The following is a 16,181-nucleotide window of genomic DNA, read 5'->3' as shown; positions in this document are numbered from 1 at the left end:
TCTCTTATGTTTGATACGTATTACAGTCGAATTGCAATATTTTGGTTGTGAAGATAGTGTTTTAATTCACCAATATCGATAATTCCTTTATGGAAAACACTGGCAGCTAGTGCTGCATCGACCTGAGCAAGTTCAAATACCTCTTTAAAATGTGCCATGGTTCCAGCACCACCAGATGCAATTAAAGGCACGTCACATATCGCTCTGACCATGCTTAATTGCTTGATATCATAACCGCCACGCACGCCATCTTGATTCATTACATTAAGCACAATTTCACCACAACCGCGTTTTTGCACTTCTTCGACCCAATCCTGTGTAAACCATTGAGTGTCTTTAGTAGCAGCCTCATCACCAGTAAATTGTTTTACTTTGTAGCTATCTGAAGCGGTATCGTAGAAAGAGTCGATACCAATCACAATGCATTGGCGACCAAACTCATCCTGTAAACGTGAAATAAGACTAGGATCAGACAACGCAGGTGAATTGATGGATATCTTATCTGCACCAAAAGCGAGTTTTTCACGAGCTTGTTCAATGGTCTTAATCCCACCGGCAACGCAAAACGGAATGTCAATTTGTTCAGCTACGCGACTCACCCAAGACTTGTCTATGACTCTGTCGTGAGCACTGGCGGTAATGTCATAAAAGACTAACTCATCGGCACCTTCTGCCGCATAACGCGCAGCCAAGGGGACTATGTCACCGACTATTTCGTGGTCGCGAAATTGAACGCCTTTTACCACTTTACCTTCACGTACATCAAGACAAGGTACTATGCGTTTGGCCAACATGAGATAGCCTCCTTGACGGTAAAGTTGTTAATCAGTAATGCTTTGCCAATAATAATGCCATTGGCTTTACTATCACGCACAGCAGCCACATCATCAAGGCTGGCAATACCCCCTGATGCTTGCCAACTAATATTAGGGTATGCACTGCTTAGCTCATGATATAAATCGGTATTAGCACCTTGTAAGGTGCCGTCACGGCTAATGTCGGTGACTAAGGCATGTTGCAATCCAACCGTTTGATATTCAGCGACTAATGACTCTAACGATTTACCACCGCCAGTTTGCCATCCCGACACAGCAACGATTTTTTCGCCAGCATCGTTAATATTGACATCCAACGCTAAGCAAATTGCATCACTGCCATATTTAATAAACCAACTTTTTACCAGCTCAGGCTCTTTTACTGCTAAAGACCCAATCACTACGCGTTTTACGCCCAATGCTAGCAGCTCTTTTACTTGCTCTTCGCTACGAATGCCACCACCCACTTGAATATCAGTGCTTAATCCTGCCACTAACTCACCAATTAAGCTTATCTGGCGTTTAGCTGGATCTTTGGCCCCTGTAAGGTCTACGATATGCAGTAATTTAGCACCTTGCGCTTGATATGACTGCAGTTGGGCGAGTGGGCTTAAATCGAATGTGGTTTTTTGTTGATAATCGCCCTGGTATAAACGCACCACTTGACCATCAATTAAATCAATTGCTGGAATGATCATTGTGCTTTCCCCATATTTAAAAAGTTTTGTAAAATTTTAGCGCCTACAGCAGCGCTTTTTTCAGGATGGAACTGCACCCCAAAAAAGTTATCTTTACCAATAGCTGCGCTGAAGTTTTCACCATAGGTACAACTGGCTAATGTGTATTCGCTAATCGGCGCACGATAGCCATGAACAAAGTACACATAGCTCCCATCTTCAATTCCTTCAAATAAAGGATGGTCGGTCACACTTATTTGGTTCCAGCCCATGTGAGGAAGAGGCAACCCTTTACTGTCTAAATCACCAATGTCAGTAGGGACTAAGCCTAAGCAATTTATGGCTTTGTTATCACGGCCGCCATGCTCATTTGACACAGACGCCAGCATTTGCATCCCAAGGCAAACGCCCATTACGGGTTGAGTTAAACTGCTTATTAACGTGACTAAGCCCTTTTGTTGTAATCCAGCCATTGCAGCGCCTGCTGTTCCTACACCTGGCAGAACAACTCTAGTGGCGCTGCGGATAACATCAAAGTCATCAGTGACTTTGATGTTGGCATTAAGACGTTCAAAGGCAAAGCGCACCGAGTTTAAATTGGCACAGCCTGTATCAATAATGACGGTAATATCATCATTGTCGTTTATTGAAGAAACCGCTAAATCTGTCACGTTAACTCCTTACAACACGCCTTTACTGGAAGGTAAAATGTCACCTTCTACTTTCACTGCTTGACGCAGTGTACGGCCTAATACTTTAAATAGGGCTTCTACTTTATGATGGTCGTTGTCGCCTTGTGAGCTAATGTGTAAGGTGCAACGTAGTCCATCTGCAAATGAGCGGAAAAAGTGTGGCACCATTTCAGTCGCCATTTCGCCAACCATCTCACGCTCAAAATCGGCGTTGAATTTGATAAATGGACGTCCAGAAATATCCATCAGGCATTCACCATTGGCTTCATCCATTGGCAAACTAAAACCAAAACGTGCAATGCCTCGTTTGTCTCCTAAAGCTTGTCTAATCGCATCGCCAATCGCTAATGCGGTATCTTCGACACTGTGATGATCATCAATTTCAAGGTCACCATCAACATGCACGTCCATTTTAAAGTTGCCGTGGGTTTGAATTTGGTCAAGCATGTGATCAAAAAAACCAATACCTGTTTCAATCTTCCCTTTAGATTGATTATCTAAATCAATGGTGACTTTAATGTCAGTTTCTTTAGTGGTGCGAACAACAGTTGCTTGACGACCTTTACTTAATAACGCCTCACAAATGCTATCCCAATTTAGGTTTTGACGATCATATTGAAAGCTTTTAATGCCCATAGCATTCGCCAGTTCAACATCGGTAATGCGATCGCCAATCACTGCAGATTCAGTAAAATCGACTCTACCTTCAGTTAAATAGCGTTTGACTAAGCCAAGTTTAGGTTTGCGACAGCTACAGTTTTCATCGTTAAAATGCGGACAAATCACTACATCGTCAAACGTAACCCCTTGGCTTTCAAAAATTTGCATCATCATGTTATGCGGGGCATCAAAGTCATCTTTTGGGAATGACGGCGTACCTAAACCATCTTGATTACTCACCATTACCAGTCTAAAACCGGCTTTTTGCAGTTTTAATAAAGCGGGGATCACTTGTGGTTCAAATACTAGCTTGGCTAGACTGTCGAGTTGTTTATCAATTGCAGGCTCTTCGACTAATGTGCCATCGCGGTCGATAAAGAGAATTTTCTGTTTCATGCTGCCAACCTTAAAATATGTAGGAATAGTATTACTTAGCTCAACTCGGGTTATAGAGATTAATAAACGTGATTTAAAATACTTATATTCAACGCGGTTCGCGGTTCAAATCGTTGTTTTAACTGCACTTATTATCCCGAGCTAAGGTTACTTAGTTGCTGCTTAATAGCACTTCAACTAATTTGTCTGTTTGGGCGATAGAGGCAAAACTAAACCGTATCGCATTGGCTAATCTTGGATCTTTATAGGCTCTGGCTACAATGCCATTATTGGCTAATAACGTGGCTATTTTACTGACATCTTCAAACTGAGCTAACACGAAATTACCATTTGCCTTAAGAACATTCGCCCCTATTTGAATTAATACCTGACTGAGTCGTTCACCTTGTTGATTAAGACTAGCCACTTGTTGCTGCATCAACGCTATGCCGTCTGAACTCAGAGCCTGTGTTGCTAACACTGAAACAGGTAAGGGGACAGGGTAAGGCGCAATCACCAGCATCACTAAATCAATAATGGCTTGATTAGCTAACATAAAACCACATCTAGCACCTGCTAATGCAAATGCCTTAGATAAAGTTCGCAAAACCACAAGGTTAGGGTACTTTTCAAGTAAATCAGCAACCGAATACTCAGGGCAAAATTCAATATAGGCTTCATCAATGACCACAATTGCTTGCGGGGCACTGATAATGGCTTGTTCAATATCGGCTTTGCTAATGACGGTTCCTGTTGGATTATTGGGGTTACAAATAAACACCAATTTGGCACCACCAATTTGTGTTGGCCAGCTTTCAGGTAATTGGTAATCGCCTGTTAAACTTAACGCCGTTACTTCCACATTGAAGGTTGCCGCGCTGATGGCATACATCCCATAAGTCGGGCCAAAAATGGCAATGCTGTCTTTACCTGGCACACAAAACGTGCGAATAAGTAACTCAATGGCCTCGTCCGCACCACGACTTGCAATCAATTGTTGGGTATTTACGCCAGCGTATGCTGCATAAGCTTCTATTAATTCAGGAGGTTGACATTCAGGGTAACGATTTAGCTTGTCAATATCACTATTATTAAACGGAGATTCATTGGCATTAATCCAAATATCACCACGACCACCGATACGTCGTGCACTTTGATAAGGTGTTAATTCAAGTAACTCAGGTCTTGCGAGTTGTTTGGCATCGAATGTATTCATAGTTATTACCGTTACTGTGCCAGGCTAGCTAAGCGAATAGCCACCGCATTTTTGTGTGCATCTAAAAGCTCGTTTTCCGCCAATGTCATCACCGCTTGACCAAGATTTTGTAACCCCTCAGCACTCAGTTCTTGCACGGTAAAACGGCGGCTGAAATCGGCTAAAGACAAACTTGAAACAGCACGGCTATAACCATAGGTTGGTAACACATGATTAGTGCCGCTAGCATAATCGCCCACAGATTCAGGTGTATAAGCCCCTAAAAACACTGAGCCCGCAGCTCGAATGGAATTAAGTAGGTCACGGGGATAGTCTGTTTGCACAATTAAATGCTCAGGTCCATATTGGTTTGATACCTTTACAGCTTGTGCTAAATCGCTAACCACCACAGTGCGGCTACATTTTAAAGCCTGGTTAGCAATATCCTGCCTTGGCAACAGAGCAAGTTGAATAGACAGTTGCAGATTCACCGCTTGTGCCTGATCAGCGCTATCTGTCACTAACATAACTTGTGAATCCACACCATGTTCCGCTTGCGAGAGTAAATCCGCAGCGATAAAAGCTGGGTTAGCGTTGGCATCGGCAATGACTAACACTTCAGAAGGGCCTGCTGGCATATCAATGGTAACACTCACGCGATTATCCTGTGAGACCAAACGCTTGGCTTCGGTCACGTAACGATTACCTGGACCAAATATTTTATCCACTTTTGGGATAGACTCTGTACCAAATGCCAAAGCTGCAATGGCTTGTGCACCGCCAACTTGATAGATGTCAGTAATTCCACACACTTTTGCTGCGTATATGATTGCATCGTTGATAGGTGGCGGGCTAACTAATATACGCTTATCGCAACCTGCAATTCTAGCTGGTAAAGCCAACATCATTACGGTTGAAATTAACGGTGCTGTTCCGCCGGGAATATATAATCCGACTTTTTCAATTGCCTCTGAGCGTAACTCGCATCGCACGCCTGGCTGCGTTTCAATATCGATAGGCTTAAATGCTTGAGCATTATGAAAGGTCTCGATATTGGCCGTCGCTTGAGCAATCGCTTGCTTCACTTTGCTTGAGACTCGCGCGCATGCCAAGTCAATTTCTTCGGCAGATAAAGCTAAATCATCAACTAATATGCCATCAAACTGCTGATTAAACTTGGTAATGGCGGCATCACCGTCTAATACAACTTGTTCAATAATACTTCTTACCTTTTGCTCAACGCTGTTGTCGCCAATTAAAGGTGAGCGTTGTAAAGCTGCAACCTGCTCAGAAGCGTTTAAGCTGTTCCAATCAAGAATTTGCATGGGTGCAGTCGGCTGCGATGTTTGAGTCATAGGCATCGACATTACCCCATCATTTTTTCAATTGGCATCACTAATATCGATGTGGCACCTAAGGCGGTTAATTGCTCCATCGTGTCCCAGAATAAATCTTCTGAGCTAACAGCGTGAATCGCCACACGATTAGTATCATCATTTAGCGGTAAAACCGTTGGGTTTTCGGCGCCAGGAAGAAGTGCAACGATTTGGTCAAGGGTCTCAGTAGGGGCATGTAATAGAATGTACTTACTTTCACGGGCGCGTATCACACCATTAACGCGAGATAGAATTTTATCGATTAAAGCTTGTTTTGATGGTGTTTGTGGCTGGTTAGATTGAATAATACAAGCCATAGAGCGGTAAATTACTTCTGTTTCATATAAGCCATTTGCTTCAAGGGTTGCTCCCGTTGACACTAAATCACAGATACCGTCAGCAAGGCCTGCGCGAGGGGCAACTTCAACCGAACCCTTAAGCATACAATCACGGTAATTAATGCCTTTTTCTTGCATGAATCGACGAAGAATGTTTGGATAGGAAGTGGCGATGCGAAGTCCTTCTAACGATTGCGCATCTTGGTAGCTAAATTCATTCGGTACCGCTAAAGATAAACGGCATGCACCAAAATCAAGCTCCCGCAACTTGGTACAATCAGCGGGTTTATTGACGAGTTGGCGCTCTAGTTGTTCTTCTTCTAGAACATTCTCACCAATGATCCCTAAGTCAACAACACCATCCATTACTAATCCTGGAATATCATCATCACGCACTCTTAATAAATCGATTGGCATATTATCAGCGTGGGCGATAAGGCGTTGCTCGTTAACAGTGAATTTTATACCACAGCTTTTTAACAGTTGCTGTGACTCTTTTGATAAACGACCAGACTTTTGAATGGCGATTCTTAAACGGTTTGATTCAGTCATTAGTAAACACCTATAAGTAAAATTAAAATTTAAAAACAATTAGTTAAAATAAAAGCGTTAAAATTAGAAAACAAAAAACCCCTGAAATTCCTTCCAGGGGTTTGTGATAGTTTCACCGCCGGAAGGGAAATAGACCCTCGGCAGTAAGCATCCGAAGGCTACCGCATATGGTGGTGATGATGAATAGTAGTCAGTTGGATGTTCATGTTTTGTTTCTCTTTGTTAAAACAGCAATAAGCTATTTTATAAAATTCATATTAAGTTCAGCGATAAATACAGGTGAACTTCTTGTGCTTTAAAACTTAACCGTTAATGATTTTGTTTGCAATAGCGGATAAAGCAATTTTGTCACTTTTTTACCAAATATTATGCAATATGATATAAAAACAACCTGAAATATGAAAATTCAGTCCATAACACATTGTAGATATTATGGCGGGTGAGCTTTTATCATTAAGGTTAATCCTAAAAGCAGTTAATCAGAAGGTGTGTTATATTTGAAAAGTATTTATATCAATGTGATATAACCATTTGAATTGGTATATTGAGTATTACAAAAATATTGTTTTATAACGTATGCAGCCGTCAGTAAAAGCGAATAAAACTCTTTTTAAGGAAATTTAATGAAAGTAGTCATTCCTGTCGCCGGGCTCGGAACCCGTATGTTGCCAGCAACTAAGGCTATACCTAAAGAGATGTTACCTTTAGTGGATAAGCCATTAATTCAGTATATTGTTGATGAATGTGTGAGTGCAGGAGTGACCGAAATTGTGTTGGTTACTCATGCGAGTAAAAATGCTATCGAAAACCATTTCGATAAATCCTATGAGCTGGAATCGACTCTGGAGAAACGCGTTAAGCGCCAGTTGTTGCACGAAGTACAATCCATTTGCCCAAAAAATGTGACGATTATGCACGTCCGTCAAGGTGAGGCCAAAGGCTTAGGTCATGCAGTATTGTGTGCTAAGCCATGTATAGGCGATGAGCCCTTTGCGGTGGTGTTGCCTGACGTTATTTTGGACAGTTATTCTGCGGATCAACGTACTGAAAACTTAGCTTCGATGATCGCAAGATTTAAACAAACTAAAGCGAGTCAGATTATGGTTGCACCTGTTCCTGAAAAGGATGTGCACAAGTACGGTATTGCTGATTGTAATGGTGAGAAAATTATACCTGGACATTCGGCTAAAATAGCCAGAATGGTTGAGAAACCAAATCAATCAGAAGCACCCTCTAATCTGGCTGTTATTGGGCGTTATGTACTATCAGAAAAAATCTGGGCTTTACTTGCTAAAACGCCACCAGGTGCCGGTGATGAAATTCAGCTAACAGATGCAATTGATATGTTAATTGCTTCAGATTTGGTTGAAGCGTTTAATATGACGGGCAAGTCACACGATTGTGGAGACAAATTAGGTTATATGAAAGCATTTGTTGAGTATGGCCTGCATGATCCTAAATTGGGTGATGTGTTTAAAAAAGAACTCTCTCAATTGCTTGAGGAGTACTAAAAGTTTTCTGTTTAATAGGGAAATTGAGTCTGCATTTAAGTGTAGAGGTTATTGCGTTAATAAAAAGTCTAGGCCTCTATGCCTCACCAACTTGGTCTTTTTAGTTTAAATTTGACAAGTTGCACAGCAAATCGCCATTTAAGCATTTCAGGTTAATTTTTGCTTGCATGCTGTGGTTATCACACTTACTATAGCGACCGCTTTGTTAGGAAAGCATTATCAGTACACCCGTAGCTCAGCTGGTTAGAGCACTACCTTGACATGGTAGGGGTCGGTGGTTCGAGTCCACTCGGGTGTACCAATTTTTTTTCCTAAAGCATCCCAATATACACCCGTAGCTCAGCTGGTTAGAGCACTACCTTGACATGGTAGGGGTCGGTGGTTCGAGTCCACTCGGGTGTACCATTTCTTGTTTAAATTCATGTGTTTAGCATTTTCAGGTTATTTCGAATCTGTGCCTAAATCAAGTTTTCAATTTCTAGCTTTTAAATTATTCAAACAGAAAAATCGTATTGAGTACTCAAAAAATTAATTTTTTGTACTTCGATTAAATCCTCGCTCTCAGCCTTTGTGCCCAAACTTGTGCCCATGTGCCCAAAGTAAATTTTTGATGTATTTTGCCGTGAGCACTATCCTCTTAATTTTGCATCTTTCAAAGTTAATGCTTTCTCATAGCCTGAACCTCAAGCATTTAAATGTTCCAATATCAACTCCAAGCAGTTGTGTGGTACTAAAGAAAACGGTTAAATATCCAAGTAAAAATGCCACTCGCTCTTAAGCAAATGGCATTAAGACTAAATCTGGGGTCATTGGCTGCGATATAACGATATTGTTAAGGGACGGTTTTTTGCCAAACACTGTTGTTGATTACTTTATCGTAACCATACTTGTATAAGGCTTGCATGTATTGCTGGTCAAACATTTGTTTGGTTGCTTTTTCTCCATCAAACTCATGTTCAATGTAAGTGAATGATAAGTCGTACTGGTTTATTTCACTTGAATAAAGCATACGGTATAAATCACCACGAGTTTGTTGTACCAATAGGGTTTCCAAACTGCGACCGATTAAATCCACACCTTTGTCTCTTAAAGGTTTGTAAGTGGCTTTAAGCACGCCATTACGGATAATATGAATGGTTGTTTTTTGCTGCTTGCCGAGCGCGTTATTGACTAGGTTGTAATTAAAGTTACCTGTAGAAGCAAACATTTGTGTGTTCATACCACCATCAACATGTAATTCCTCTTTAACTTCACCATCGACTTCAACTTGAATAAATTGTGGTGGAAATACCTCAGGTATAGAAGAACTTGCTGCTAAAATTTGGTGGATTAAGCGGTTTTTATTCGCTAAATTACTTGCAGCAATTGCTCCTACATTCCAAATGACTAATTCACCAGAATCAAAATGAGTGGTACCAATAAACAGTCTGCGGCCTTTGTTGTGCTCTTGGGCAATTTTCTCGATCATTTCAGCATTATATAAGTGTTCAACCGTTTTAAATAACTTGTCACCATTGGTAAAGGCATCTTTAATGAGCGCGTTTAAAAAGTTGCGGCTACCCAAAACCTCCTTGTCATTAATACCTAGCATTGCTTCTTTTAAGCGAGGTATTTGATCGCCTCCGACAAACGCAAAAGGGGCAATCATTGAGCCAGCACTGATCCCCGTGACAATAGAATATTCAGGAAATTGGTTGGTGTCATACAGTGCATTGATTACACCGGTCCCAAACGCGCCATTGGCACCACCGCCAGATAACACCAGTATATTTAAACTATCAGCAGCACTAACGAGTGGCGTCGTGTTTGTTGCTGAATCAAATAAAAAGGCCGGTTGCTCATCGCCCCAAAAACGGTAGGGCTCTGCTGCTTTGTTGGTTACTGGTGCGACTTGCGCACTTTTATAATTGTCTTCATCAACACGCATATCAAGCTGGTGATGAGTACTACAGGCAGTAATAAACAAAGTGATAAACAAAGTGATAAACATGAACTTGGCCAAGTTATTAAATGTCTTCATTAAGTTATCTCCAATTTTTAATTGTATTCGAGGTTAGATGGGGGAGTCCTACATCATACACTGGACATTAAGCTTAGCATAAATCACATTTAAGCTTATGTCTTCTTAGGGTTTTATTTGCTGTGGCTTTTGAGTGTTTTTGTTATAAAACAAATCGCCCAGTCTAGCTTTTCTGCTATTTCTGACCAGGCTAGATGACAGATACACTCAAAGATAGGCAGCAGCCAAACGTCCACATTCTTTGCTGCTTTGAACAGTTAAACAGTTGGCATTATTTGAAGTGCGGTACTGTGTCTGATGATAACTGCCAGCAGGCTGGCCCAGACTAGGCCGTCAACTACCGCTTTTTGCGCGGTAGCCATTTTTGCCAGTTTGTATGTAATTTCAACTCTTTGAACAGCAGTTCAACCTACCAGCGATAGCGATAAATCGCCATAATATCATCGGCTGAGTAGGCCTTTTTCGGTAGGTTTGTTAACCAGATGCAAAAACGCTTTTCTTCTGCAACCACAGCCTTACAACTCGAAACTCTTGTTTTCCTCTGCTGACTGTTAAGTCAAGGGCTTCTGTACGGTTGGTAAGGCGCGTTATGTCTTTGAGTTTCATTCCAACAAGCTTAGGAAGAACGCGGCCCTTGCCATTTTTAGCTTCAACAACCCTTGGGTTGAGTGACTTTGCACCCCGAACAATATAGAAACCATTATGACGTTCCACATCGGCAAAAAAATCGAAATCAGGGTATCCCGTATCAGCCAGAAGTAGCTTGTTTTTCACCTTAAATGGCTTGGGGAGATAGGCTCTTTCTGAAGCCGTATCAGCTGTTATCGTCATCGAGGTTGGGTTAAATGTTCGCAGAGACATCGTTATATAGGATATCGCTGCAGGATTACGTTTAAAACGGCTGGTGTAGACATCAGCTAAGGCTTTGTGAACATAAAAAGAACTGCCATCCTGAAGCAAGATATCATCAAAGCAAGACAGCTTCTTCGGAAGCTGAGCACATTGCTGGCGGGCTAATTGAGCGATAGCAAACTGAACCCGTTGTTGCATAAAATGAGGAAACGCTTCTTTACGGAGCTGTTTATTGAATGGCTTGTAAGCCACATTATCGTTTTCAGTCAGGCACATACCATTGAACTGACGATGCAAGTTGGCAATGGCTGTGCAGCATAAAGTTGAGCCACAGAGGATCAGTTTCATTAATGCCCCATCTTTAAAACAGGATGAGTTTGGTTGGAGTGACAGAGGGAGTCCAGGCGCGATCCCACAGCACTTAAAACGATTGAGGCAAAATGGCAAAAGGTTGATTTACCCCCAAAGAGGAAGCGACCATGATATCCACGCGTGGTACTAAAGAAAACGGTGAAATATCAAAGTAAAAATGCCACTCGCTCTTAAGCGAATGGCATTAGTTTTATACTCGGTTATTTTTTAGATATGTGAAGCAGATATCTCTGCTGATATAGTCGATAGTCGTGACGAGCTAGTTTATTGCTCTGGTCGAAAGACGCTTTAATTTGAGCTAAGTCGGTATGTTTAAAAACCTGTACCGACTTTAAAGTATACGGCGCTATCTTCTTCACTAAATGCCACGTCAATACCTGTTCTAAGGCCATAGCGTCTGGCAATCAAATATCTAAAGCCTAAGCCGTAAGCGTATTCAGTATTTGAATTAAATAAATCGCTAAATTCATCGGTTGCTGACCCTGCGCCAACAAAAGCTAGAGTAGACCATCTATTATCAATTTCCCACGTTACTTGTGCTTCCAGTGAACCGACAACTTCACCTTGATAGCGATTACTGGCAATACCGCGAAGGTTGATATAAGGGTAAGCATTTGGTGGTAAAAATTGTTCGTTATTGACTAAGGCATCAAATTGTACTTTTACGCCTAAATTAACCACATCGGTTAATTCCCAGAAATTTTTACCGTCAATATCAATAGAGTCATATTTATAATCAGATCCGATAGCGTCCCTAAATAGCATATATGACAATACGTAATTATAACCTTCTGTAGGATACATAAAGCTGTTTTGGCTGTCGTATTCAACCATAACGCCAAGTCCCGATAAGGCCGGTGACAAATTTAGCCATTTGCCTAAAATGTCATTTAATCGGTCTTGATCTTTTATTCCCATTTCAGGTTTGACATAGGATTGTTTTAAGCCAAGTAACCATGGACTGCCATCAATGCGAAATTGTAGTTGTTGGATAGCACCAAAACCGGTTAACTCTAGTTCTAAGCCATCATTTAAAATACCTGAACCACTGGCTTCCGATTGACTAAATGGATAGTAAACCATGTTTATTTGGCCATAGCCGCCACCAACTAAATAGCGAATAGAATCTTGTTTCCATGAGTGACGATGAGCCGCAAAGCCTAACCAACTACCATTAGATGTAGCAAAACCACCGATAGCGGTAATCCCAGTTGTTAATAATTGAGCTCCACCATCAATAGACTTAAGTGCTAATTGTTTACGTTTTTCTCTTTGTTCGTCGCTTTCGTTTAGAAATACACCGGTAAAACCGCCACCGTAACCTAATGCAGGCTCGGTAATAATGATGGGGACGGGCAAAAATCCATAGGCATTTTCGGCAAGGTACTCACCCATATCAAATTGCTTATCAATTGGGTCAAAAAGGTTAACAGCATAGCTACTTGTTGAAAATAATGAAAATAATAGCGTAGTTACTATGCAGGCAGAACTTAATTTAGGTAGATTTATTTCCATTTTACGTCTACTCCCTTTTGAAATGAGGCTATCGATTTAACTACTTTTTAATAAAACTAAACTATTATCGAGATGTTAGTGTGATGCTGTAAAAATGTTGGCTTCCATAATGATAGAGAATTCAAATTTCAATTACTATTAAATTGAACTAGATATTAGAGTCCGGTGGACATATTAGTGTTGTTTTTGCTGCAAATTAGTTAACTAATCTGAGCTTCGGATAAAAAATTAGCTCCCCAAAGGAACTAAATGCTCGTCCCCTGATCAGATCATTCGACCAAAAGTGATTAGAAAAAGGAACGAGCATGAAGAAATTAGTTGAAACCTAATGTGATGTCGATGATTTCTGCCAGTTATTTATCCCACATTGGCAGCGCATACTACTTGAAATGGTGAAATGAAGCGCAATAGAACTTGTCGCCTTTCTCCCGCAGAAGTGATGACCATTATTATTCATTTCCATCAATCACATTACCGAGATTTCAAAAATTACTATCTTAACTATGTTTGTCGCCAGCTTAAGCCCTATTTTCCTGAGTTGTTATGTTGCACGCATTTTCTTGCATTAATGCCTAGCGTCGTTGTACCCATGTGTAGCTATCTGACTGCAAAACTTGGAAAGCCAACTGGAATTCAGTTTGTAGACTCCAGTAAAATTGAAGTCTGTCATATCATTAGAGCGAAGCGAAATGAGGTTCTTGAAGGCATTGCCGAACATGGAAAGGAGACCATGGGGTGGTCGTTTGGATTTAAACTGCATCTTATTATCAATCTCTTGGGTGAAATTGTAGCGTTAAAACTGACAAAAGGTAATGTGGATGACAGACAGCCTGTCAGAGAAATGGCTGAGTGTCTTTTCGGTAAGCTTTATGGCGATAAAGGCTAGATTATCCAAGACCTAACGGGTGGGCTTTTGGAAAAGGGCGTTGAATTGAGCACCACCGTACGTAAGAACATGAAGAAAAAGTTTATTTCTTTATGGGATAGCGCCATGTTAAAAAAGCGATTCATCATTGAAACAGTGAATGACCAGTTGAAGAATATTTCCTATATCGAACACTCAAGGGCGGGTGTTGAGTTGCTTGCTGATGAAGATATAACCAAGCCATTGATTCGCCCAATGGCCTGGTGCGATTTGAAGTAAATTAAACTCGGTACTTATTTGCTCGTTTTCATCAAATAAGTATTTAAAAATTCGAGATATTTATTAGAAGCACTGATACGGTTATTTTTTTTAGTAAAACCATGACCTTCATCATCAAACACAAGATAATCAACATAGGTGCCACCAGAACGAATTGCTTCTACCATTTCATCACTTTCAATTTTGAGTACCCGTGGATCATTCGCTCCTTGCACAACCAAAACAGGGCTTTTAACTTTTTCACCGAAAAATACCGGTGAAATGTTGTGTAATCTCTGTTTGTCGGTAGCTGGATCACCAAGTTCGTCATACAAACTTTTCCTAAAGGCTTCCCAATATGGTGGGATACTTTCGAGGGTGCGCACCCAATTAGTTACACCAAAGATATTAATGCCAACCTTGAATTCGTCTGTGAATGTCATTGCCGCCATGGTTAGGTAGCCACCATAGCTTCCCCCCATAACACCTATTTTATCAGCATCAACCCAATCTAAAGTTTGAAGATACTTTTTGTTATATACAACATCTTGTAAATCATCTTCCCCATGGCGTTTATCATCTAAATGGAAGAATGTTTTGCCATATCCACTCGACCCACGATTATTGATCATCATAATCGCATAGCCGTTATTAACAAGATGCTGAATCATGGCACTGTAACCCTTACGTGATTGTCCACCAGGGCCGCCATGAATAAATACCAATGCGGGCACTTTGTTTACACTGGCTTGCTTAGGTTTATACAATATTGCGGGAATTTCTAGGCCATCAAAACTTTTGAACCTCACCACCTCACCAGTAACTAGGTTTTGCTCTTTAATATTTGGATTACCAGAGTTGGTCAATCGTTTTATAGAGTTTGTACCTAATGTATGAACATATAAATTAGAGGGTGAAGTATCAGAGTTAATATAAAACACCATAGACTTGGAATCATCACTGAAATTTACGCCACGTAAATCGCCACTAGGTAATGTTGGCAAACTAAGTTCTGATTGATTAAACAAATCTTTAATGACGAGTTGCGTTTGTGCATCAGCATTAACACCGGTTACTTGGAATCGACCATCTTTTGAGAAGTAGCTAAAAATGACATCCCAATCAGCCTTGTAGTTTAAGCTACTCTTACCCGTTTCTAAATCATAAGCCCAAGATTGATTAAACTCACCAAATTCATCCGTTGCATAAAGCAACTGTTTACTATCTTTAGAAAAAGTATAAACAGAATATGATACATCACCGCTATGTTGGGTTAGCAATCTAGGTTTCACCATTTTCAAACGCAGATCTACTAGGTAAAGATCAGAATTACTATTCGAATGTGTTTTACTCAAGACGATAAATCGTCCATTAGGACTGACACTTTCAACACTAAAACCTAAATCGTTTTTAAACACTAATTCTCGGTTGTAATCATTAGTATTGTATTGATAAACATCGAAAAACTTTGAGTCACGTTCATTTGTGGCAACGAAGAATGAGTTTTTATTTTCATGCCAAGACATCATTTGTGCTTTTAAGTCTTCACCTGGGGTTAAATCTAACTTTGTACCATCTAATTGTTGAACATAAAGGTGATTCAGTTCATCACCGCCTTTATCAGCGCTATATAAAAATCGTTCATCTTGAGGAAACCATGATTCAACAAATATGGATTCTTTAGTGGAGTTAGTCAGTTTTTTTGCTGGACTGCCATCAACAGGCACTCGGTAGGCATTAAAAATGCCACTTTCATCATTACTAACTAAAACGGCATTACCTAGATGATTAATAGACGAACCAAAAACACTTGTCGTTTTGAAAAACTCTTCCGCATTATAGGTTTCAAAAGCGACAGAATTAATTGGGTCAGGTAATGATTTTACATCATAGGAGTCAGTTGAGTTCGAGCAAGCGCTAAGGGCCGCGATTGCTAAAACGGTTGTCATGAAAAGCTTATACATAAAAGATCCTTTTTTATTGACAAGATTATCGAGCTAATTCGAAACAGAGGTGTATTTAGTTAATCCCAATCACAGTAGCTAATGTTCATATAGATTGTGAAAAATATAAGAAGATAAACTAGCGTATCCTCGCATTAACTAAGA

The 16,181-nt window shown here is 40.5% G+C and carries 11 protein-coding genes, 2 tRNA genes and 2 pseudogenes; 4 read left to right on the top strand and 11 right to left on the bottom strand.

Translation table 11 applies throughout. From position 1 onward, the window contains the following. Positions 1 to 20 precede the first annotated feature (20 nt). The 7 genes from hisF to hisG form a co-directional block, all read right to left on the bottom strand. Positions 21 to 794, bottom strand: a complete 774-nt coding sequence (gene hisF, locus NE535_RS06900) for an imidazole glycerol phosphate synthase subunit HisF (RefSeq protein ID WP_261297915.1) — start codon at positions 792 to 794, stop codon at positions 21 to 23. After that, positions 776 to 1,513 carry a 1-(5-phosphoribosyl)-5-[(5-phosphoribosylamino)methylideneamino]imidazole-4-carboxamide isomerase gene (gene hisA, locus NE535_RS06895; RefSeq protein WP_261297914.1) on the bottom strand — a complete coding sequence of 246 codons (738 nt, stop codon included), beginning with the start codon at positions 1,511 to 1,513 and terminating at the stop codon, positions 776 to 778. The genes hisF and hisA overlap by 19 nt, the downstream gene beginning before the upstream one ends. Next, positions 1,510 to 2,163: an imidazole glycerol phosphate synthase subunit HisH gene (gene hisH / locus NE535_RS06890; RefSeq protein ID WP_261297913.1), complete on the bottom strand. Its 654-nt coding sequence runs from the start codon at positions 2,161 to 2,163 to the stop codon at positions 1,510 to 1,512. Before hisH ends, hisA begins: the two co-directional genes overlap by 4 nt. Positions 2,164 to 2,172: 9 nt before the next feature. Next, positions 2,173 to 3,240 (bottom strand): bifunctional histidinol-phosphatase/imidazoleglycerol-phosphate dehydratase HisB, encoded by a 1,068-nt coding sequence (gene hisB / locus NE535_RS06885; protein ID WP_261297912.1) that lies wholly within the window; start codon positions 3,238 to 3,240, stop codon positions 2,173 to 2,175. 151 nt (positions 3,241 to 3,391) lie between these two features. Next, complete coding sequence (gene hisC, locus NE535_RS06880; RefSeq protein ID WP_261297911.1) at positions 3,392 to 4,435, bottom strand: histidinol-phosphate transaminase; 1,044 nt, start codon at positions 4,433 to 4,435, stop codon at positions 3,392 to 3,394. Positions 4,436 to 4,446: 11 nt separating this feature from the next. Next, positions 4,447 to 5,739: a histidinol dehydrogenase gene (gene hisD / locus NE535_RS06875; protein WP_261297959.1), complete on the bottom strand. Its 1,293-nt coding sequence runs from the start codon at positions 5,737 to 5,739 to the stop codon at positions 4,447 to 4,449. Between the two features lie 41 nt (positions 5,740 to 5,780). After that, positions 5,781 to 6,680, bottom strand: a complete 900-nt coding sequence (gene hisG / locus NE535_RS06870; RefSeq protein ID WP_261297910.1) for an ATP phosphoribosyltransferase — start codon at positions 6,678 to 6,680, stop codon at positions 5,781 to 5,783. Between the two features lie 623 nt (positions 6,681 to 7,303). Here hisG and galU point away from each other — a divergent pair. From galU to NE535_RS06855, 3 genes are all read left to right on the top strand, one after another. Continuing rightward, entirely contained in the window at positions 7,304 to 8,191 is an 888-nt protein-coding gene (gene galU / locus NE535_RS06865) for a UTP--glucose-1-phosphate uridylyltransferase GalU (RefSeq protein ID WP_261297909.1), read from the top strand. A gap of 224 nt (positions 8,192 to 8,415) precedes the next feature. Then, a tRNA-Val gene (locus tag NE535_RS06860) sits at positions 8,416 to 8,492 on the top strand. A gap of 27 nt (positions 8,493 to 8,519) precedes the next feature. After that, positions 8,520 to 8,596: transfer RNA gene (locus NE535_RS06855), tRNA-Val, on the top strand. A gap of 427 nt (positions 8,597 to 9,023) precedes the next feature. Here NE535_RS06855 and NE535_RS06850 read toward each other — a convergent pair. The 3 genes and pseudogenes from NE535_RS06850 to NE535_RS06840 all read right to left on the bottom strand — a co-directional run bounded on the left by NE535_RS06850 (position 9,024) and on the right by NE535_RS06840 (position 12,950). Then, the gene (locus NE535_RS06850; protein WP_261297908.1) at positions 9,024 to 10,211 is read right to left on the bottom strand and encodes a patatin-like phospholipase family protein; all 1,188 of its coding nucleotides are present in this window, start codon (positions 10,209 to 10,211) and stop codon (positions 9,024 to 9,026) included. A gap of 105 nt (positions 10,212 to 10,316) precedes the next feature. After that, a pseudogene (locus NE535_RS06845) lies at positions 10,317 to 11,378 on the bottom strand (IS4 family transposase); the annotation flags it as partial. 369 nt (positions 11,379 to 11,747) lie between these two features. Next, complete coding sequence (locus NE535_RS06840; protein WP_261297907.1) at positions 11,748 to 12,950, bottom strand: BamA/TamA family outer membrane protein; 1,203 nt, start codon at positions 12,948 to 12,950, stop codon at positions 11,748 to 11,750. A 359-nt stretch (positions 12,951 to 13,309) separates the two neighbouring features. Here NE535_RS06840 and NE535_RS06835 point away from each other — a divergent pair. Continuing rightward, positions 13,310 to 14,016, top strand: a pseudogene (locus NE535_RS06835) (IS982 family transposase); the annotation flags it as partial. Positions 14,017 to 14,108: 92 nt separating this feature from the next. On the opposite strand, the gene NE535_RS06830 reads toward NE535_RS06835, so the two are convergent. Continuing rightward, complete coding sequence (locus NE535_RS06830) at positions 14,109 to 16,037, bottom strand: S9 family peptidase (RefSeq protein WP_261297906.1); 1,929 nt, start codon at positions 16,035 to 16,037, stop codon at positions 14,109 to 14,111. Positions 16,038 to 16,181 lie beyond the last annotated feature (144 nt).

Source organism: Shewanella holmiensis (assembly GCF_025370255.1).
In the GTDB taxonomy this organism is placed as follows: Bacteria; Pseudomonadota; Gammaproteobacteria; order Enterobacterales; family Shewanellaceae; genus Shewanella; species Shewanella holmiensis.
Note: the sequence above shows the minus strand (reverse complement) of the source record. Positions and strands in the feature narration are given on the sequence as shown.